This is a genomic window from Pseudoalteromonas sp. QJM3NY_22 (genome assembly GCF_056173065.1).
This window is the reverse complement of record NZ_JBWBTZ010000002.1, coordinates 827,147-846,256: the sequence shown is the minus strand read 5'-3', so window position 1 is coordinate 846,256 and position 19,110 is coordinate 827,147. Positions and strand designations below refer to the sequence as shown.

Genomic DNA, 19,110 nt, shown 5'->3' with positions numbered 1-19,110 from the left:
CTTATAAATCTGCAAAGAGTGCAGCCAGCACTAAAACAGCGATAAAAACGTAGATCCCATACTCGCAAAATAGCTACGAATACCTTGTGGTTTAGTCCGTTCTACATTAACAAAGGGTGCGCAGTAACCTTGTTCAAATGCGTTAATATGCATATCGAATTGTAGGCTGTTTTTTAAAGTTGCGTGTTTACCGTGCAGCATCATTTGCATTACAAAGTATTGGCTTTGTGTAATTTGGCTCAAAGTAAGGTTTACGTAATCACGTTCAAGATCTGCATTAGTGAGTGTGTGCTCACTAAAGTACTGTGCACCACGCGCACTTGGATGTGTTGCGCTAAGCGAAATTATATCGCCCTCATTGACTGCATCAGGCAATACACATTGCAGTGTAATATTATGCGCAGCATTGGCTGTAAGCGATAATTTTTCGTATTCCATGGTGTGGCTCATAGCCGCAGACATCGGATCTTCAAATGATTGCAGTGCAAATGTTAGTTGCACTAAAGGTGTACTCATCTTACTTAATCTTCTAGAGTGTATTCATTTGTCGGATAAAGATTATCGCGGATCAAAGTTACAGAATTATGACTAATTGCATTGATTAGTACAATTATTGAGTGGTTTGATCAAAAAGGATCGGTCCTTTTTTACTCGATTTTGAAATCATTTCTCAATCAGAAATTATAAGGTATGAAGTTAATATTTGACGTGTAGATTCGCCTTGTTTTCACTGGAAGTCTCTGGTGAGAGAGAAATAAATTTAAATATAATCATGTCTCAATGTGTTAGTAAACCTCTTAACTAGAGTTCAGTTAGATACACAGTCTGTTTTTTACAAAGTAGAATATTTGGATATAGTTTCGAAATTAGAATACTCTGATAACTTACATCTAATTAGAGCTTTTGAGAAGTATTGGCTATGATTCCAAGTAACTACATCAAAACATTTTAGTAGCCTTGACGGTCGATTTTTGATGTTGAGTGACCATGCGAGGTCGTAATGATCTAAGGCCAAATATAAGGTAATTATTTAGAAAGAAGTGTTTTATTTTTAACCATATAAATAGGTGTTATTGTATGTCGTCAACAGTGTTATCTGATTCCTTTCGAGGCATTGTCTATTTTACCGCAGCGGCCAAAAATGAAAGCTTTACCGCAGCAGCTGAAGAGTTAGGTATTTCCAAATCAGCATTAGGTAAAAGCATTGCTAAATTAGAAAATCATTTAAACACCAAGCTTTTTCATCGCACAACTAGGAAACTGAGTTTAACTACTGAAGGAGAGGCGTATTTAGCAAGCTGTCAATTGGCATTAGATACCCTTCAGTCAGCAGAGTTAGCGTTACAATCAAAATTATCCCAACCTTCAGGTCGAGTACGAATCGATGTGCCAGCTGCGTTTGGTCGCTCTTTTGTGTTACCTGTTTTATTGAAGCTTGCTGAGCAACATGCACAATTAAAACTAACAGTAACTTTTAATGATAAAATTATTGATCCTCTCGATGCTGGCTTTGATTTAGCTATTCGATTTGGTGCCATTAAAGATAGTGGTGATTTAGTTGCTAGAAAACTGACTTCTCAACATTTGATTTTAACCGCTTCTCCTGCTTATTTAGCACGTTTAGGTACCCCAACGAGTCTTGCTGAGTTAACAAGCCATCAGTGCATAGTGGCTTGGCGATGCGGTAGTTCACTACATTGGTTAATTAAAAATACCGATGGTGATGATATGCGCTTTCATCCTAAGCCCTTTCATCAAATTAGTGATGGTGATGCTATGGTCGATGCTTGTATTGCTGGCGCGGGAATCATTCAGTTCCCTAAGTCTTTGCTTCAGCTTTGGCTAGATGAAGGTAAGCTAGTACCAATTTTGCCAGAGTTAAATCCTGCTTCAACTGAGTTACATATTATTTGGCCAAAAACAAAACATCTCCTGCCCAGTGTCAGGTTTATTATTGACGAATTTGTACGCTTATCAGATGAAGGTAATTTTAATTAATTGTAGAAATTAATGCTACTTAGAGTCTCCTTTTTACGTATTTATCTACTTATGCGTCTTTGTTATGCTGTTTTCGTCATATCGTTGACGAGTTAACACCTATCTAATTAAAGGAGATACCTAATGCCAGTAGTTAATATTCAAATGTTTGAAGGTCGTGATCATGCTAAACAAGCGATAGCAAAAGAAGTGACAGCATCAATAGCTAAACACGCTGATGTTGATCCGCAATATGTTTACGTTATTTTTAATGATGTAAAAACAGAAGATTGGGCTATTTCAGGAGAAATTTTTGCTGAAACGCTAAAAAAATCATCATAGGTATACAGATATAAATAAGCCATTGATGGAGTTAGAACTATAATCAATGGCTCTCTTCTATACTTTTTTTACAAATACCTTTCATTATTGCTTATGCTGAAGATACACAGAAATTGTTTTAATAGAGTCGCAAATTAAAAGCAGCTAGTTTAAACGCTAACGGCGTTGAATTTACTTGCAATAGGCCAGCCATTGACGCGTAAATTCGCCTTGTTTCACTGAAAACCTCTGGCTAGAGAAAATTAATTTAAATATCACCATGATTGAATACGTTAGTAAATCTCTTAACCAGGGGGCAGGTTAAATATTTTTATTTAGAACAATTATGTATACGTGTTTTTGCTAGTTTTAGCGCAATTCTCTTGTCGATAAATAGCCCTCATATATAAGCTGGTTATTTATAAAAAGAGTAATATTCACAAGTGTATAATTTTATATTAGTGCTTTTCTTGTATTATTATCGAGAAAACCCATCCACTAATACATGGTATTTAGCGCCAAATACGTCCAGTCTCTTACGTAAATTGTTATCTGGAACACCGTAAACATTTAATGCATAAATATCAACCAAGGATAAAAAAGCTTTCGCGAATGGCGCAAAACTTTCATCAATATGACTGATGATTGACGCTATATTTTTATATCTCTCAACGATGTGAATTTTTTTCCCATCTTCACTGATATTATATGTGTACGTTAAAGTGCCAGGCTCCTTTTTTACAACATCCACAATTTTATAAATGAGTTCTTTGAACTCTATTAATTTACCTTCTTTCACATCAAGAAAAAAATTGCACGTTATTTCATTTTTCATAAATACTTTCCATAGAGTTAAATTTTATACAGCCTGAAGGAAGAAAATAGTTATTTTCAAGTACAACTATTTAAAAATCATTATAAATGCAGTCTTAAAGTGGATAAATAGGCTCATTTTCGACTCAGAGTGGAATTTTAATCAACAATTATAAAATATGATCTTGTGATTTAATCTGCTCATTGTTGAGCTCAAATTTAAACGTTCAAATAACCTAAAGCTTTTAACCAAACGACCGATAAATTACTTAATAGATTTTAGCGATTAGGGATATTCATGATTAATAATGCATTTGGCAGTTTGGCTAATTTAAACACTTTGCTTGCCCAATCAGTTAATAACACTAACCAAACCTCTGTGACTCCTACGCTACACACCAGCGGCGATCTTCAAGCTATTAATGATTTGCAAACTAACGCGCCAAAAATATCCGATGAGCTACTAAGCCAGCTAAACAGTGAATCGATAGCTAGTAATCAAAAAGTAGAGGACGTTTTAGCGCAGCAGCTTACCTCGTTAGTTACAATTTCAAGCACGCCGAGCGCGTTTAACTATAAACTCTCCGATGAAGAACTCGCCCTGCGAACTGTAATAAGCTCTCAGCATGAGGGATTATTAAAAAACGAAAACAGCACCCAATTAATTGAGCCTAAATTCGGATAATAAGTGCAATTTCTCAGATTAGATGGCCAGCTGTTATAATTCGGCCATTCTCTCGCCAAAGGAAATTGCTTTAATGAAATATAAACAGCTGACACAAGCAGAAAGATACCAGATTTACGCGTTAATAAAAGCAGGAAATAACCAAAAACAGATAGCTGATGAACTCACTCGTTCACCGTCATCTATCTCTAGAGAGTTAAAACGCAATAAAGGGCTTAAAGGCTATCGACCTAACCAAGCCAATAATTTTGCAGAGCAAAGACGCAAGTCATCTTTCAAAGCAAGTAAGTTAACAGATGATGTTACTGACTGGATTAATAAATTGTTGGTTGACGGACTTTCGCCAGAGCAGGTGGCAGGCCGCTTAGCTTTAGAGAAAAAGGTCGTTTTGCATCATGAAACGATTTATCAATATATTTACAGAGACAAGGCTCGTGGTGGTGAACTACATAAGACACTCACTCGTGCATGTAAAAAGTATAAAAAACGCTATGGAAGCTACGATAAACGTGGACAGATAGTTAATCGAGTCAGTATTGATGAACGCCCAAGTATTGTGGATTCAAAGTCTAGGATTGGTGATTGGGAGGGCGATACAGTGATAGGCAAAGGGCGTAAAAATGCCCTTGTTACAATGGTTGAACGTAAAACGTTATATACAGTCGTTCACAGAATTGAAAGCAAGCATGCGAAAATAACAGCCGATGCGCTGATCAAGTGTATGACACCCTATAAAGGTAAGGTTATTACCGTGACTTTAGATAATGGAAAAGAGTTTGCTCACCATGAGCATATTGCACAAAAATTAGAAGCGGATGTGTATTTCGCTCACCCATATTCATCATGGGAGCGGGGCATAAATGAGAATACCAACGGCTTACTTAGACGCTTCTTCCCCAAGGGAACTGACTTTATGTCGCTAAGTGAAGCAGAAATACAGGCGGCAGTTGATAAGCTCAACCATCGGCCAAGAAAAACAAGAGGGTATAAAACCCCTCATGAGTTATTTACGGGGCAATCAGAAGTTCTGGTGGCTGCATAATGATTGCACTTAATACTTGAATTCAAGGAGCGATTAAATACGTCGGTTAAAAATATTCAGGGTGCTTATGCTAATACCAGCGATATTTTATCGAGTTTAGGTCAGCTTGGGCATGAACAAAAAACCTTTTTAGCCTCAAGCCAGCAGCGTGTAGAGCGCTCACTTAATCCATACATGGAAAGCCTCAATCGCGCAAAATACCAGGATGACGATAACTACCTGTTTGAGCTTTCGGTAAAAACTAAAGAAGGTGATGTTATAAACATTACCTTTAACTCATCGCAAGGTTATGACGAAGAAACAGGTGAAGCCGTTGATGACTTTAGTTTAAGTTACGAAGTTAATGGCAATTTATCTGAGGCTGAGCACAAGGCACTCTCGCAGGTACTCGGTGGTGTTGGCGAAATGGCCGATGAGTTTTTTAAAGTGAGTGAAAATTCATTCAACCCTATTATAGTGTCAAGCCAAGCTGATATGAGCTTAGACTTTTTAGCGGGCTTTAATAGTGAGCAGTTAGCCGGTTTTAATGTATCGTTTTCAACAACGCAAAATGATGTGCTTGATACAGGAGAGAACACGCTTGATTTGAGTTACTCCATTGATGAAGCATCAAACCAGCAAGCAGTGGGAAAAACGACATTGATTTTGCACTCGATATGTCTACCATTGGCGGCAAAGACACACAACAAATGCAGCAGTATTTAGCGTCGCTCGATCAAAGCCTAGAAGATAGCCGAGTAAACAGTACTGAAGATGATAAAACATCGGCATTTGGTAAAAGTGGCGATGAGGCAATGCAGCAAGGTTTTGCATTGTTTAAAGGCGCATTTACAAGTATGTCATCAGCTGCTGAGCGTTATAGCAATTTGGAGTCACTTGCAGATCAGCACTTTAATGGCGGGCGCGCCATGGTTGCTGATTTGGTTGATAACATGATTACAAACGATCCCCGTTACCAAGGGCTAGGCGATAAAGCCCCCAATACATTGGGTGGGGGGATTTCTAAGCTCGCTGATTTTGATACTACGTTTTCTTATGCGCTTGATAACGGCGACTATCAGCCTAAAAGTACAATTGAGCTAAGCCAAGCGACTGAACAAGCCCAATTAGGGGATCTTAGCGGTGTAACGCAAAGTAAAAATGTAAGTAGCCACTTTGATTATCAATATAGTCGCCCTGATTATTACGATAAAGAAGAGAGTTATAACGTAGGAACTGCGGTTAAAAATAAAGAACTTGTGGGGCTCGATCAGTCTCACAAAGTTGATGTTGATACAAAAATGTTTGAGTTTAGTCCACAAACAAATCAATACGAGCTGCAAATGGCGATGCAAGAACAAACCGTTAGTAAAAGCAACATTCGCTTAATTGATGATATTTGGCTTGAAGAGAACGAAAACAGCTACAACATGAATAAAAAAGAGCGTGTTGAGAGTGACGAAAAGCAAGACGAGTTTAAAAAAACAAGCAGCCATTCCCATAATAAACTAGTTACCCTAATTGGTGACTTAGATAAGCTAGCTGAGAATAAAAACGTAAGGCGAGAATATTTAACTAACTTATCGCAAGTTAACTTTTTTATGGATAAAAAGTAACGGTTTTGAGTTGTTCACTCCACACTCAATATTGGGTATAGTCGTTAAATGCCTCATTTAATACTTAATTAAGAGTAACCTTATGTTTAAACAATTAATTTTACTGTGCGCTTTAAGCATGCCGCTTGTAAGCTGCGCTGCTACGGCGCCATTTTCGGGCGAGATAAGTACGCAAGCACTGCTAAGCGACTACGATAAATTTAACGAACAATACAAAGTGTTTACGCCAACGGCGCAAGATATAGCGCTAATGCAAAAATTAGCAGGTAAAGAGCTTATTGTATTGTTCGGCACGTGGTGCCACGACAGTGAGCGCGAAGTGCCAAAGCTTATTAAGTTGCTAGATGAATCTAAAGTTACCCTTGCCAGTATTGACTACGTGGCCGTAGGCTACAACAAACGCGATGATGCAGGCATTGCACAGGCTCACGACTTACAATACACACCTACGTTTATTGTTAAACAAAATGGAAAAGAGTTAGTTCGCGTAATTGAAAAGCCAACGGGAACATTAGCGCAAGATTTAACGCAGGACTTATAAATAGAGCTATTTATATTAGAGCTTGTCGGTTTAGCTAATCTGTTTATAAGTTAGATGGTGAGCTGCAATAAATAGTTTATTAATACATTAATGTGTGGGTGGTGCACTTCCAATTAGAATCTAGGAGATTTTTTGTCTTTTCAATTAGAGTGGCTGTCCTGTTTAAATAATTTGAGCCCGTATATAAGCTAGCATCTAAATTTATTTTAACTTTTTCTTTTTGACATTTACGGGGAGTCCATATAAGACCCTAGATAGAGGCTGAACAATATTAGGATGATCTCCAGTTAAACCTGCTTAGTGGCGGTCTAGTTTTGTTAGTTCAATAAGCGATGATGCAACATAAACTGCGTGTTGTGTAAATACTAAAGTGTTAACTGTCCAAGGAGGTTACATGATCGAAGCAACTTGCCATTGTGGAAATATAGCAATAACCACAAAAAAATTACCGAAATCAGTAACCAGTTGTAATTGTTCCATATGTTATCGTATTGCAGCTTTGTGGGTATATTACACAGCGAATCAAGTAGTAATAAAACAAGAATCAAATAATGCTGTATATCTATGGGGTAATAAACTACGTTCGTATCACTCGTGCTCGTTTTGTGGTTGCACCACTCATTACACTCAAAAACGAGATAATGGTACAAATAGAGTTGCAATAAATGCCAGAATGGTAAACTCAGATATTATTAAAGCAGTAAATATCAGATATTTTGATGGTGCGAATACATTTAAATATGTCGAGCAATAAAGCACTCAACAAGAGGCTAAGCTTACCAATAATCGCATATACGCGACTTACAAATCGCGTATACACTTATTGATATAAACATTATTCACTAAACAGGCTTTTTTCGAACGCTTGCGCAGCATGTGAAGACGGTCTGTCTTTATAATGCAGTTGATAAAGCGGCCGAGAGAGTTGCTCGTTATTTTTTTGGCTCAGGCGTGTTAATTTACCTAGCTGCACTAAATCCTCAGTAACTACATTTGGCAATAAAGCGACCCCCATACCTTGAGCGACGGCCCTTGCTATGGCTTCGTTGCTGCCCAATTGCATACTACGCTCTGCTATTACGCCATGTTGGGCTAATAACTTTACCGACATTTCTAAAGTGCCCGAGCCCGGCTCGCGCAGTAGCCAAAATTGATTGTTTAACCATGCTTTTAAGTTTTTAGCGGGCTTAAAGTTACTCGGTATAACAACACTCATTAAATCGTTTTGCCAGTGCTTACTTATTATATGCGGCTCGGTAGGTGTGCCTTCAACCAGTGCTAAATCGATAGTGCATTCAAGTATGGCGTGCTCAATTTGCGCTGTATTAGCCACTTGTACTTCTACTTTTATATCTGGGTACTGCGAGCAAAATTTAGCTAAATAGGGCGGCAGCCAATAGCTGGCAATGGTTGTACTAGTGCCTATAACGAGCATGCCACGCTTAAGCCCTGTGCGTGATTTAATATCTTCAATGGCGGCTTTTTCAATGGCAAAAATGCTACGTGCATGATCATACAAGGCTTGGCCGCCGTCGCTTAAGGTAAGTTTTTTGCCTTTAGATGCACGCTCTATAAGTTGAATATTTAATTGGTGCTCAAGCTCTTTTAGCGCTTTAGATACAGCCGGCTGGCTTATAAAAAGCGCTTCAGCTGCGCCTGAAAAACTACCAAGCTTTGCTACCGTATAAAACACCCGAAGTGCATGCAAGTTCATTGTGCCTCTCAAATCACATAACCTTAAGTTATCGAATCATGATTTTAATGTATTGGAGTTATATTTTGAGCTTTCTTAAAATGAAGTCAATTAATTACGATAACTTTATTAAGGGATGACTATGCTTAGTGCAATTAAAGATATGCCACAGCTTTTTAGTATTAATACTAAGCAATATGGCGATACGCGCTGGTGGTTAGGTATGCTGCTGGTGGTTGTTTTGGCGGGGGCATCTGTTGCATTGAGCAAATTGCCTGTAATGCAAAGTGCGCAATTTAGCTCTTTAACGATTGGTATTGTGCTTGGCATTATTGTGGGTAACAGTGTGTTTTCGCGCATTGCTACGCAAACCGATATAGGTGTTGATTACGCTAAAAGTATATTGCTTAAAGCGGGGGTTGTGTTGTTTGGGTTTAGAATTACTTTTGCGCAAGTAGCGGGCGTGGGCTGGGAAGGCTTATTAACCGATGTTGTAATGCTGTTAGGCACATTTATTTTGGCAGTGCAGCTAGGTAAGCGCGTATTTAAGCTTGATGAACAAACAACCATATTAATTGGCGCGGGTAGTTCTATTTGTGGTGCCGCAGCGGTTATGGCAACTGAGCCGGTTATAAAAGCGCAGGCGCATAAAGTATCGGTAGCGGTGGCAACGGTGGTGGTGTTTGGCACGTTAAGCATGTTTGCCTACCCAATCATGTTTGATTACATGGGATTGAGCGAGCACGCTTACGGTATTTTTGTAGGCTCAACTATTCATGAAGTAGCGCAAGTGGTTGCAGCGGGCACAGCTGTAAGCGCCAATGCTGCAGATACCGCCGTTATAGAAAAAATGCTAAGGGTGATGATGCTTGCGCCATTTTTAGTGGGCTTATCGTTTTGGCAAAGTAAAAAGCATGCTAAAACAAACAATAACGTGCATGGCGGCGAGCAAAAAGCGGGTATTACAATCCCTTGGTTTGCGGTGCTATTTATTGTGGCAAGTGGTGTACATTCGCTATCAGTTATTCCTCAAGTCGCTACAAGCGCAGTTGTTTGGTTTGATAATATATTACTCACCATTACAATGGTGGCTTTAGGCTTACGCACACATGTAGGGGCAATTCGTCAAGCGGGTATTAAACCGCTGTTGCTGGCGCTGTGCTTGTTTTTATTTTTAACATTGGGTGGTTACGCTATTAATATAGGCATTGCTGAACTGTTTTAAACGTTACTTGGTAAAAGTTGATTGGCGGCTTAAATTGGCCAATCAACTTCGTTTAAGGTATCCAGCTGCCTGCTGGTATTTTTATTGCCTTGCCATTTATTAGTGTAAACAGTGTGCGGGTCAAACTGTAACGTTTGTTTTTGTATATTAAAGTGCCTACCACCACGCGGATCTACGCCTACACCTGCTATATATTGCCAATTACCCCAATTAGCGGCTACATCGTAATCAATCAGTTGCTGTTCAAAATAAGCTGCGCCGTATCGCCAATCAAGGCCAAGCTCGTTTACTAAGCAGCTTGCTGCAATTTGCCTTGCTCTATTTGATATATAACCCGTAGCATTAAGCTCATTCATAATGGCATTGACTAATGGGTAGGGTGTTGAGCCATTACACCACGCAGCAAATCGGTTTGGCATAAATGTAGTAAGGGGTTTTGTTTGCTTTTGGCCTTTAAAATTAAACAGGCTTTTACCGGCCTTAAGTGCATGCCATTTAAAATACTCTCGCCATAGCAATTCAAATTTAATCCAGTAGGTAGACTCGTTTGTTATTTGGTTATGTTCGTACGTCTCAACTGCTTTATAAACTTGCCGCGCACTTACACACCCAAAAGCAAGCCAGGTACTAAATTTTGTGGTGTTATTAAAGCCATCAAGCTCGTTTCGAGTTATTTTATAAGTACTTGGCAGCAAGCCTGAAAAGTATTGCTCTAAGTGTGTTTGCGCACTTTTAAACCCGCCATGCATTACTGCGTTGTTATAATTAGTAAGCTTACTAAGCTCAATTGGGTTTGCAGCACATAATGTCATAGGCTGCGGGAGTAAACCCTTAGGTAGAGCTGAGATTGTTATAGGTATGTTTATCGCCTCTACTTTTTTTCTAAATGGGGTAAAGCTTTTAGGCAGCTCGTTTACATCAAACGGTAGGTCACTTTGTTTATAGAGTGTGTCTTGCTGCGTTCCTGTAAATTGTGTATTTGGGCAATGTGCTTTGAGTAAGTTTATTTGGCGTTGCTCGTACAGGCCAAATTGCTCGCTGTATACCACTTCATCTATATTTTGCTCATTTATACGCGCTTTTAAAAGCGATACGGGTTCGCCTTCAAGCACATGCAGGGTTTGCCCACGCTCAATAAGTGCTTGTTGTAGTTCGTACAAGCTTTGCATTAAAAACTGATGTTTATGCACGCCATATGGCTTTTGTTGGTAGTTATTATTTTTAAACCAGTGTGGGTTTATAACAAATACAATATCTAGTGCGCATTGCTGCGACACAAGGTCACTAAAAATAGCATTGTCGGTTAGACGTAAATCGTTTTGTAGCCAATATAAAATGCGTTTGCTCATAGGTTAGCTCAGGTTTTTGTAATCATTAACTTTACGAAGCAAAAGCGGGTAGGGATTAGTTTTGAGGTAGGGCGCGAGCATATTTTGTTAAAAATGTTAACCAAAAAGAAGTTCTTCTCTAAAAGCATCATCATAACAAGCTCTTACACACTTACTTCTTATTGACCCCTTGCTTTTCGTATGCTGCTTTATCATGTTCCTAACGACGCGTCTAAATAGTGCCATATGTTGCGCACTTAATGGCTCATGTATTTGACAGGCATCTTCTTTAAATACGACATCCAGTATCCAGTGTTGCTGATTTTCTATCAGCCAATGTTGTCTTATTGCTTTACTTATCAATATATTGTCTGTCAACGATGTTAGGTAGTAATGTGTGTCAATACTCGTTCTATTACCCTTCGTTCGCTCTCGCTGCACCGCAACGATTGTTCTAACTGATGGCCAGCTCTCTTTAATTTCACTCGGTAATAAACGCGCATCAAGACAATCTATCGTGCGTACTTCTTTTCGCCCATGCCCTTCATCTTGTGTTACATGACTAAGTATCTCTGAGTTTTCAGATTCATACTGGTGTGTAAATGCATCTTGAATCGCGCTATAAAGTTTCTTTTGATTACCCTTTGCTTGCACTAGATAATCTGCATGTCTGCTAATTAGCTGTTTTAGCGTTTCTTTTTGGCAGTGCAAAGCATCAAGTGTAATGACGGTGTTATTGATATCGAGTATTTTCAATAAATCCCGAACTGCCGGTATTTCATTCGTCTTACTGCCAACTGTTTGGTGGAATAATGTGAGACCTGCCTCACAATCAAATGCTGAGACGAGGTGTAATTTATCAGCAATGTGTTTACTTGCTCCGCGAATAGTTTTGCCATCGAAGGCAATGACAGGATGCGCTGACTTAACGCGGTTTTGATTGACCCAGCTATACATCGCGAGTAGTAATGAGTCAGTATCAACGGTTCTAAAAATCCGAGCAATACTATGTCGAGTGGGTATGCCATTTTTGAAAGAACGAAATCCTCTTAACCAATTAAGCTTACTTTCGCCATAGACTTCAATGTCTTGCCAGTTTTCACACCCTGATGTAACGGCAGTAATAATTAGAAAAAGCACATCAACTAAGTTATGGTGCTGATTTATATGTGAACGATTATCTTTGACGAGTTCTAAATGTGAGAAGAGTGACATAATAAGTTTAAGGTGATGAAATTTATGGTATTAGATCATAAAATTTGTTTATTTACAAAGTGTGATCCCGCCCTGAGTTTTGAGGTATTTAAGAGGGTTTTAAAAAGAGGCGGCAAATAATACCGCCTCCTTTAATGTTAAATAGCTGATTTTTGTTTTGCTATCCAATCGTTTATTACGTCTTCAAGTACAGCCATAGGGAGTGAACCTTGGCCAATAACGGTGTCGTGAAAGCTGCGAATATCGAACTTAGCACCTAGTTCTTTTTCAGCTTTTGCGCGCAGTTCGCGTATTTTTATTTCGCCCATTTTGTACGAAAGCGCTTGGCCTGGCCATGAAATATAACGATCTATTTGATCCTCCACCGCACTTTGTGGCAAAGCAGTGTGATCTGCCAAGTAGTCAATAGCCTTTTGGCGGCTCCAACCAAACGCATGAATACCGGTATCAACAACAAGCCTCACTGCACGCCACATTTCGTAACCTAAACGACCAAAATCGCTGTAAGGGCTTTGATAAAAGCCGGCTTCTTTACCTAAGCGTTCGGTGTATAGTGCCCAACCTTCGCCAAATGCAGAGTGGCTAAGTGTGCGTCTAAACTGGGGTACATTTAACTCCATTGCAATGGCATTTTGTAAATGGTGCCCTGGTATTGCCTCGTGAAGGCTTAGTGCTTCTAAATTATACAAAGGCTGTAGTTTAGGTGTTGAGGCCAAAAAATAAGTGCCAGGGGAGCGGTTGTCAGCAGGTGGCATATAAAACGCGCCGCGACTCGCTGAGCCTTTAATAGTAAAGGTGTTACACGGTAAATTATTAAAGTAGGTTGGTAACTTGCCATACATTTTTTGCGTAATAAAGGCTGTTTTTTCAAGTAGGTCTTGCGCGTCTGTTGCGTAAAATTGCTCATCGGTTGCTAAAAATTCTAAAAAATCGCTGTATGTGCCATCAAAACCTACTTCATCAATAATGTTTTGCATTTGCGTTTTTATACGCGCGACTTCTTTTAAGCCAAGCTCATGAATTTGCTTTGGTGTGGCATTGGTTGTGGTGTAGTAATTAACTGCATATTTGTAATACTCAAGCCCGCCTTTAACGCTTGCAATACCCGGCTGGGCTCTACAGTTTGGCATGTAATCGTTTTCAAAAAAGTCGTAAAAATACTGATAAGCAGGGACTACTTTTGAGCTGATTAAGGCCTTTGCTTTATTTTGGTATGTGGCTTTTTGCTCTGCTGTAAACGTGTTTGGTATACGTGTAAAGGGCTCGTAAAGGGCACTGTTTTCAGGTTGCTTAACAATATGCGCGCTAATGCTTTGGCTGTAATTTTCAAAGGTTTTGCAGTAATGAGTAAAGCCTGTTTTTATACCTTCTTTCATTAAATCAATATTTTGCTGATTAAATCGAGGGTAGTCGGCAAGGCTGATTAAAAATGCGTTGTAATCGTCGGGTGTTAAAAATGCCATGTTAGCCGGTGCTTCGGCAAAATAAGTATGCCAGCCACTTAAAAAATTAACCGGAAAATACTTATCTTGATAAAGGTAGCTTTGCTGCTCTGTTTCTCGCTCATATTTAAATAAGCGGTAGTTCATTAGCTGCTCGTTGTTGAGCGTTTTTGGGTCAATGCTGGCTAAGCTTTTTAGTACGCTGTTGTTATAAGCTTGGCGCTTTGCAATGGCTTGCTCGCTCCAATTTGGCAATGTACCGCTGGGTTTCCAGCCGTCTGGGTCGGTACGAAAAAATATTTTTTCGGTTTTGGCATTTTGCCAATGGTTATCAATAATGGTTTTTAAATCAGTGTTACTGTCGGCTAAGCTTGGTAGCGATGCAACCGCTAAGCATATAGCTAGAATACTTTTTTTAAACATAGTCATCCGTTATTGGCGAGTTAGTTATTATTTATCGCGCTTTTTTATTTTAATTTGTGCTCAATATAGTACCAAGTTAACTTAATCAATGCGCTTACTTTTATAACCTGTAACTCTTGGTTTTACTTTTGATTGAACAAATTTCACTGCGTAACTGATTGGCGTACTAGTTTATTGTTTTATCAGCGTTTAGAATGATTAAAACTTATTATAAAAAATGACCGTCATGTTTAATAAAGTAATTACCTTAATTGATGAAGCTAATAACCAAGACCCAAATAGTGAACAGCACAATGGACAAAGCTTTCCTAAAGAAAGTTTATACGCCTTGCGCATGAGCGAAATGTTAACTCGTTTTAAACCAGATGCCGATGAACTCATGCAAATTGCAGTGCGCGGGCAGCATATACAACGCTGGAAGTCGCCACGTAGTGACTTTGAAATGAATAAGCAGGGCTATCATCAATGGCGCAGTGCACTTTATATATTTCATGCTAGCAGTGTTGTTGCGCTCATGAAGCAAGCTGGTTACGGTGAAGCTGAGCAAAACCGAGTGTACGATGCGGTCGCTAAAAAGAATATTAAACGTAATCCAGACAGCCAGCTTGTTGAAAATGTGGCTAGTTTGGTGTTTATTGAACATTATATGCTTGGATTTGCCAATGCAAAACCAGATTACAATGAGGAAAAGTGGATTGGTATAATTCGTCGTACTTGGCAAAAAATGTCAGATGAAGCGCATGAGTTTGTACTTGCAGGTAATATTACATTACCCGCACCACTTGTTGGGCTTATTCACAAAGCACTTGAGTAAAGTAGTATAAGTTAAGTATTAAAATAAAAAGGAGTTTTAAATGCATTGCCCACGTACAAATGCCTCTCTTGAGCCGTTATTAATTGGCGGTATTACTGTTTACACTTCAGCGCAAGGCGGCGTATTTTTTGATAACAGCCAAATTTTTAAATTTAGCTCGCCAGAGCTAAAGCATGGTCAGGTGTTGCTAAAACATTTGAGTGAACATAGCGAGAGTGAATACGATGTATCACTACGAATTAATTGCCCAAAATGCAAAAAAATTGTAATGATGCGCAGGTATTTTTCGCCAGTAAAGGCCGTCGAAATAGATGAATGCCCAGGCTGTGCAGGAATATGGCTTGATAGTGGCGAGCTGGCAAAAATACACGAAAACCACTTAACACCCAAAGAGCGTAAGCTGTTAGCTCATGAAATGGCAACCAATCATGGGTTTATAACTATTAAATCACCTACTTCTAGGTTTACGCCAACTAATAAAAATAAAAGTGCGCATGAAACCACCGTTGAGAACTTGGTTCGCTTAGCTTTACTTAGTTTGTGACTGTTAATAACATGTTAAAACAAAAACGGCGTACTAAAAAGTACGCCGTTTTTATTACAATAAACTAATTTTTAACGAATTTATTTATTACGATTTTCTTTAGCAAATGCACGTATTTTACGCTTTTGCGACAGTGTTACTTTATTAACACGACCAGCAAATGGGTTTTCACCTTCTCTAAATTCAATTTTGATTGGGGTGCCCATAATTTTAAGCGCTTTACGGTAGTAGTTCATCAGGTAGCGTTTATAACTATCTGGTAAATCTTTAACTTGGTTACCGTGAATAACAATACGTGGTGGGTTATAACCACCGGCATGCGCATATTTGAGCTTAACACGACGACCACGAACAAGTGGCGGCTGGTGATCGGCTTGAGCCATGTCCATAATACGACGCAACATTGCAGTACTTATACGTTTAGTCGCTGATTCATACGCTTCGTCAACAGACTCGAATAAATGACCAACACCTGTACCGTGTAGTGCAGATATAAAGTGTAGGCGTGCAAAGTCAATAAAGCCTAAACGGCGATCGAGCTCTGATTTAATACGATCTTTAACATAATCGTCTAAGCCATCCCATTTGTTCACTGCAATTACCAATGAACGACCTGAGTTAAGAGCAAAGCCTAATAAGCTTAAATCTTGATCTGAAATACCATCGCGAGCATCAACAATCAATAACACAACGTTACAGTCTTCGATTGCTTGAAGCGTTTTAATTACAGAGAACTTCTCAACTACGTCGCTTACTTTTTTACGTTTGCGAACACCGGCTGTGTCAATTAACACATATTCTTTTTCATTTCGCGTCATCGGAATGTAGATAGAGTCACGTGTTGTACCAGGCATATCGTATACAATTACGCGTTCTTCACCGAGTATGCGGTTAGTAAGTGTAGACTTACCAACATTAGGACGACCAATAATAGCAAGCTTTACAGGTTTGTCTGCAAATGCCTGGTGATCGGTGTCGCTGTCTTCATCTTCTTCGTAAAGATTAATAAGCTCTTCGTCATCGCCTGTTACGTCTTCGTCTTGTGCAGCTAATTCAGCAATAAGCGGCTGAAGTGTTTGCTCAAGTAATAACGTAATACCACGACCATGGGATGCCGCAATATGATGAATTTCACCTAATGATAATTGGTAAAATTCAGCACAGTTTGAATCTGCATCAATACCATCGGTTTTGTTGGCAACAACAAAACACTTTTTATCTTGCTTGCGTAAGTGATTAGCAATTGCTTGGTCAGCTACGGTCATGCCTACACGAGCATCTACTAAAAACAGAACAATGTCGGCTTCTTCAATGGCTAGCAGAGATTGATCTGCCATTTCGATTTCGATGCCTTCTTCTGAGCCATCAATACCACCCGTATCTACCACGATAAATTCATAGCCATCATAACTAGCTTGGCCATATTTTCTATCTCGTGTTAAACCAGGGAAATCGGCTACGAGCGCATCACGAGTACGTGTTAAACGGTTAAATAATGTGGACTTGCCCACATTGGGTCGCCCAACTAGAGCGATCACGGGAAGCATAAACTACCTCTTTAAAAAACAACAAAAGGCTTCGCAGTGCGAAGCCTTACAAAAAATAATTAACTATTAGCAGGTTATACTAATAGTAGTAAGTTAGTTCGGTATTTTAACCGCACTAACTTCACCATCACGGGTGTATAAAATCAGTTTATCGTCGGCAACAACAGGCTCAATAAAAAATCCTGAACTGTCAAAGTCTTCACGAGATACTAGCTCGCCAGTTTCTTTATTTAACCAATGCAGGTTACCTTCTTGGTCGCCTATAGCTAAATGGCTACCCGCAACTGTAGGGCCTGTTAAGTACCAACCACGTAGAGCGGGTTGGCTCCAACGTTCAATACCTGAATCTTTATCCAATGCGTAAATAACACCATCGCTATCTACTACATAAATACTTTGTGCATCCATTGCAATATCGCGGTAGCTACTGTATTCACGTTTCCAGACAATATTACCTGAGCGAATATCAATAGCGGCTAAGTTACCATTATAAGCAATAGCATATGCGTATGGGCCGCTAATAAGTGGTTGAGTGTCTACGTCAACTAGGCGTTCAAACTCTGATGCACCTTTAGCTACCGCTATCTCTGCGCTCCATGCTGAGTAACCACTTTCTGAAATCAAAACGTTTAACTTGCCTGTTTCAAGGCCAACTAATACACCACCGTTAGCAACGGTTGGCGAGCTTTGTCCGCGCAATGTTAGCGGCGGTACTTCTTGTTCAAAGCTCCAACGCTGCTCACCTGTATCTGGGTGTAGCGCTAATAATTTACCAGACGCTAAATTAACAAAAACTAAGCCATCGCCAGCAGTTGGTTTTGATAGCGATTCACCAGGTACATTTTTACGCCAAACTTCTTCGCCTGTTTCACGGTCAAGGGCTATAATGAAGCCATGTTCAGAGCCAATATAAATCTTACCATAAGCTTGTAAAATACCGCCTGATAATTTTGCTGTACCGTTGTCACTCCATGGCCAAAATGATAAATCCTGACGCACGTCAGTTTCCCATTTTGTGTCGCCATTCGTAAGCGAAAGTGCTTCAACTTGGCCTTCACGGCTAGCAACGTATACAGTATCTTTATAAATAGCAGGCGTTAGTCGAGAGAAATAATGCTCTACACCGTCACCAACTGATTCTTGCCAAACAACGTCAGTTTCAAACTGGTTTACAATTTCAGGAAGTACTAGTTCGTCTTCATCATCACTTGATGAACAACCCATCAGTGTTGCCATACATAGGGCAAGGGTTGCAGTCGTTAATTTTCTCATGCCTAAAACCTTAAGCCGCTGGGCTAGTTACTGCTAGGTCATCTAACTTAACTTGTAATAGAGGGTTACTGGTTAATCCACCTGCATCTACAGCTGCTTGATAAGCAGTGCGAGCCTGATCTTTATTACCTTGCTGAGCGTAAATATCGCCTTTAAGCTCGGCAACGTTTGCGTTAAATGCTTCTGGTAATGGTGCATTTAATGTATTTAATGCATCGTCATATTTAGTTTGTGCAATTTGAATGCGGGCTAAGCGTGTAATAGCAATTGCTTTTAGTTCTGTATTTTGCACATTAGATACGATCCAACTCAGTTTTTCGCTTGCTACATCTAACTTTTGCGCATCTACAGCATCTTTAGCAGCAACAAATGCGGCTAATGTTGCATAGTTTGTGTCTTTATTTTCGCTGATAAACGTATCTGCTGAAGATAATACATCATCACCTTCAACAAGCTTAGTGAAAGAGTTTGATGCTTTCTCAGCTGTTGTGATTTGGTTTTGGTTATACGCTTTCCAGCCATACAAACCACCCAAGCCAACAACTATACCTAGTGCAAGTGAAACGCCGTTTTCACGGAAAAAACGTTTAATGGCTTCTGCTTGTTCTTCTTCTGTTGAATGTATATCCATGT

20 protein-coding genes are annotated in these 19,110 nt (G+C 39.4%); 11 read left to right on the top strand and 9 right to left on the bottom strand.

Annotation, left to right across the window (positions count from 1 at the left end; all coding sequences use genetic code 11):
- Nucleotides 1–30 precede the first annotated feature (30 nt).
- Nucleotides 31–516 (bottom strand): hypothetical protein, encoded by a 486-nt coding sequence (locus tag AC0VZ4_RS24175; RefSeq protein WP_337121123.1) that lies wholly within the window; start codon nt 514–516, stop codon nt 31–33.
- 561 nt (nt 517–1,077) lie between these two features.
- Here AC0VZ4_RS24175 and AC0VZ4_RS24170 point away from each other — a divergent pair.
- Nucleotides 1,078–1,998: a LysR family transcriptional regulator gene (locus AC0VZ4_RS24170; RefSeq protein ID WP_475441864.1), complete on the top strand. Its 921-nt coding sequence runs from the start codon at nt 1,078–1,080 to the stop codon at nt 1,996–1,998.
- A gap of 123 nt (nt 1,999–2,121) precedes the next feature.
- The gene (locus tag AC0VZ4_RS24165; RefSeq protein WP_007377422.1) at nt 2,122–2,319 is read left to right on the top strand and encodes a tautomerase family protein; all 198 of its coding nucleotides are present in this window, start codon (nt 2,122–2,124) and stop codon (nt 2,317–2,319) included.
- A gap of 457 nt (nt 2,320–2,776) precedes the next feature.
- Here AC0VZ4_RS24165 and AC0VZ4_RS24160 read toward each other — a convergent pair whose 3' ends face one another.
- A complete protein-coding gene (locus AC0VZ4_RS24160; protein WP_475441863.1) occupies nt 2,777–3,133 on the bottom strand; it encodes a putative quinol monooxygenase in 357 nt (118 codons plus the stop codon).
- A gap of 276 nt (nt 3,134–3,409) precedes the next feature.
- Here AC0VZ4_RS24160 and AC0VZ4_RS24155 point away from each other — a divergent pair, with 276 nt between their 5' ends.
- From AC0VZ4_RS24155 to AC0VZ4_RS24130, 6 genes are all read left to right on the top strand, one after another.
- Nucleotides 3,410–3,796 (top strand): hypothetical protein, encoded by a 387-nt coding sequence (locus AC0VZ4_RS24155; protein ID WP_475441862.1) that lies wholly within the window; start codon nt 3,410–3,412, stop codon nt 3,794–3,796.
- A gap of 73 nt (nt 3,797–3,869) precedes the next feature.
- Entirely contained in the window at nt 3,870–4,838 is a 969-nt protein-coding gene (locus AC0VZ4_RS24150) for an IS30 family transposase (RefSeq protein WP_475441477.1), read from the top strand.
- 3 nt (nt 4,839–4,841) lie between these two features.
- Nucleotides 4,842–5,543: a hypothetical protein gene (locus AC0VZ4_RS24145; RefSeq protein ID WP_475441861.1), complete on the top strand. Its 702-nt coding sequence runs from the start codon at nt 4,842–4,844 to the stop codon at nt 5,541–5,543.
- Complete coding sequence (locus AC0VZ4_RS24140) at nt 5,495–6,433, top strand: hypothetical protein (RefSeq protein WP_475441860.1); 939 nt, start codon at nt 5,495–5,497, stop codon at nt 6,431–6,433. The genes AC0VZ4_RS24145 and AC0VZ4_RS24140 overlap by 49 nt, the downstream gene beginning before the upstream one ends.
- Nucleotides 6,434–6,515: 82 nt before the next feature.
- On the top strand, nt 6,516–6,974 hold the full coding sequence (locus AC0VZ4_RS24135) for a thioredoxin family protein (RefSeq protein ID WP_475441859.1): 459 nt from the start codon (nt 6,516–6,518) through the stop codon (nt 6,972–6,974).
- A gap of 394 nt (nt 6,975–7,368) precedes the next feature.
- Nucleotides 7,369–7,728 (top strand): GFA family protein, encoded by a 360-nt coding sequence (locus AC0VZ4_RS24130; protein ID WP_337121128.1) that lies wholly within the window; start codon nt 7,369–7,371, stop codon nt 7,726–7,728.
- Between the two features lie 81 nt (nt 7,729–7,809).
- On the opposite strand, the gene AC0VZ4_RS24125 is transcribed toward AC0VZ4_RS24130, so the two are convergent.
- Nucleotides 7,810–8,688: a LysR family transcriptional regulator gene (locus AC0VZ4_RS24125; RefSeq protein WP_475441858.1), complete on the bottom strand. Its 879-nt coding sequence runs from the start codon at nt 8,686–8,688 to the stop codon at nt 7,810–7,812.
- 121 nt (nt 8,689–8,809) lie between these two features.
- On the opposite strand from AC0VZ4_RS24125, the gene AC0VZ4_RS24120 reads away from it, so the two are divergent.
- Complete coding sequence (locus AC0VZ4_RS24120; RefSeq protein ID WP_475441857.1) at nt 8,810–9,892, top strand: YeiH family protein; 1,083 nt, start codon at nt 8,810–8,812, stop codon at nt 9,890–9,892.
- 29 nt (nt 9,893–9,921) lie between these two features.
- On the opposite strand, the gene AC0VZ4_RS24115 is transcribed toward AC0VZ4_RS24120, so the two are convergent.
- The 3 genes from AC0VZ4_RS24115 to AC0VZ4_RS24105 form a co-directional block, all read right to left on the bottom strand.
- Nucleotides 9,922–11,241, bottom strand: a complete 1,320-nt coding sequence (locus tag AC0VZ4_RS24115; RefSeq protein ID WP_475441856.1) for a DASH family cryptochrome — start codon at nt 11,239–11,241, stop codon at nt 9,922–9,924.
- Between the two features lie 96 nt (nt 11,242–11,337).
- Nucleotides 11,338–12,435 (bottom strand): ISAs1-like element ISPsesp1 family transposase, encoded by a 1,098-nt coding sequence (locus AC0VZ4_RS24110; protein ID WP_475439755.1) that lies wholly within the window; start codon nt 12,433–12,435, stop codon nt 11,338–11,340.
- A 137-nt stretch (nt 12,436–12,572) separates the two neighbouring features.
- Complete coding sequence (locus AC0VZ4_RS24105; protein ID WP_475442209.1) at nt 12,573–14,300, bottom strand: DUF885 domain-containing protein; 1,728 nt, start codon at nt 14,298–14,300, stop codon at nt 12,573–12,575.
- 226 nt (nt 14,301–14,526) lie between these two features.
- On the opposite strand from AC0VZ4_RS24105, the gene AC0VZ4_RS24100 reads away from it, so the two are divergent.
- Nucleotides 14,527–15,114 carry a DUF4202 domain-containing protein gene (locus AC0VZ4_RS24100; protein WP_475441855.1) on the top strand — a complete coding sequence of 196 codons (588 nt, stop codon included), beginning with the start codon at nt 14,527–14,529 and terminating at the stop codon, nt 15,112–15,114.
- A 40-nt stretch (nt 15,115–15,154) separates the two neighbouring features.
- Nucleotides 15,155–15,658 carry a TFIIB-type zinc ribbon-containing protein gene (locus AC0VZ4_RS24095; protein ID WP_007377433.1) on the top strand — a complete coding sequence of 168 codons (504 nt, stop codon included), beginning with the start codon at nt 15,155–15,157 and terminating at the stop codon, nt 15,656–15,658.
- 80 nt (nt 15,659–15,738) lie between these two features.
- On the opposite strand, the gene der is transcribed toward AC0VZ4_RS24095, so the two are convergent.
- From der to AC0VZ4_RS24080, 3 genes are all read right to left on the bottom strand, one after another.
- On the bottom strand, nt 15,739–17,205 hold the full coding sequence (gene der, locus AC0VZ4_RS24090; RefSeq protein ID WP_033017497.1) for a ribosome biogenesis GTPase Der: 1,467 nt from the start codon (nt 17,203–17,205) through the stop codon (nt 15,739–15,741).
- Nucleotides 17,206–17,298: 93 nt separating this feature from the next.
- On the bottom strand, nt 17,299–18,477 hold the full coding sequence (bamB, locus tag AC0VZ4_RS24085) for an outer membrane protein assembly factor BamB (protein ID WP_008139563.1): 1,179 nt from the start codon (nt 18,475–18,477) through the stop codon (nt 17,299–17,301).
- Nucleotides 18,478–18,487: 10 nt separating this feature from the next.
- On the bottom strand, nt 18,488–19,108 hold the full coding sequence (locus tag AC0VZ4_RS24080; RefSeq protein ID WP_033037917.1) for a YfgM family protein: 621 nt from the start codon (nt 19,106–19,108) through the stop codon (nt 18,488–18,490).
- Between the last annotated feature and the right edge of the window lie 2 nt (nt 19,109–19,110).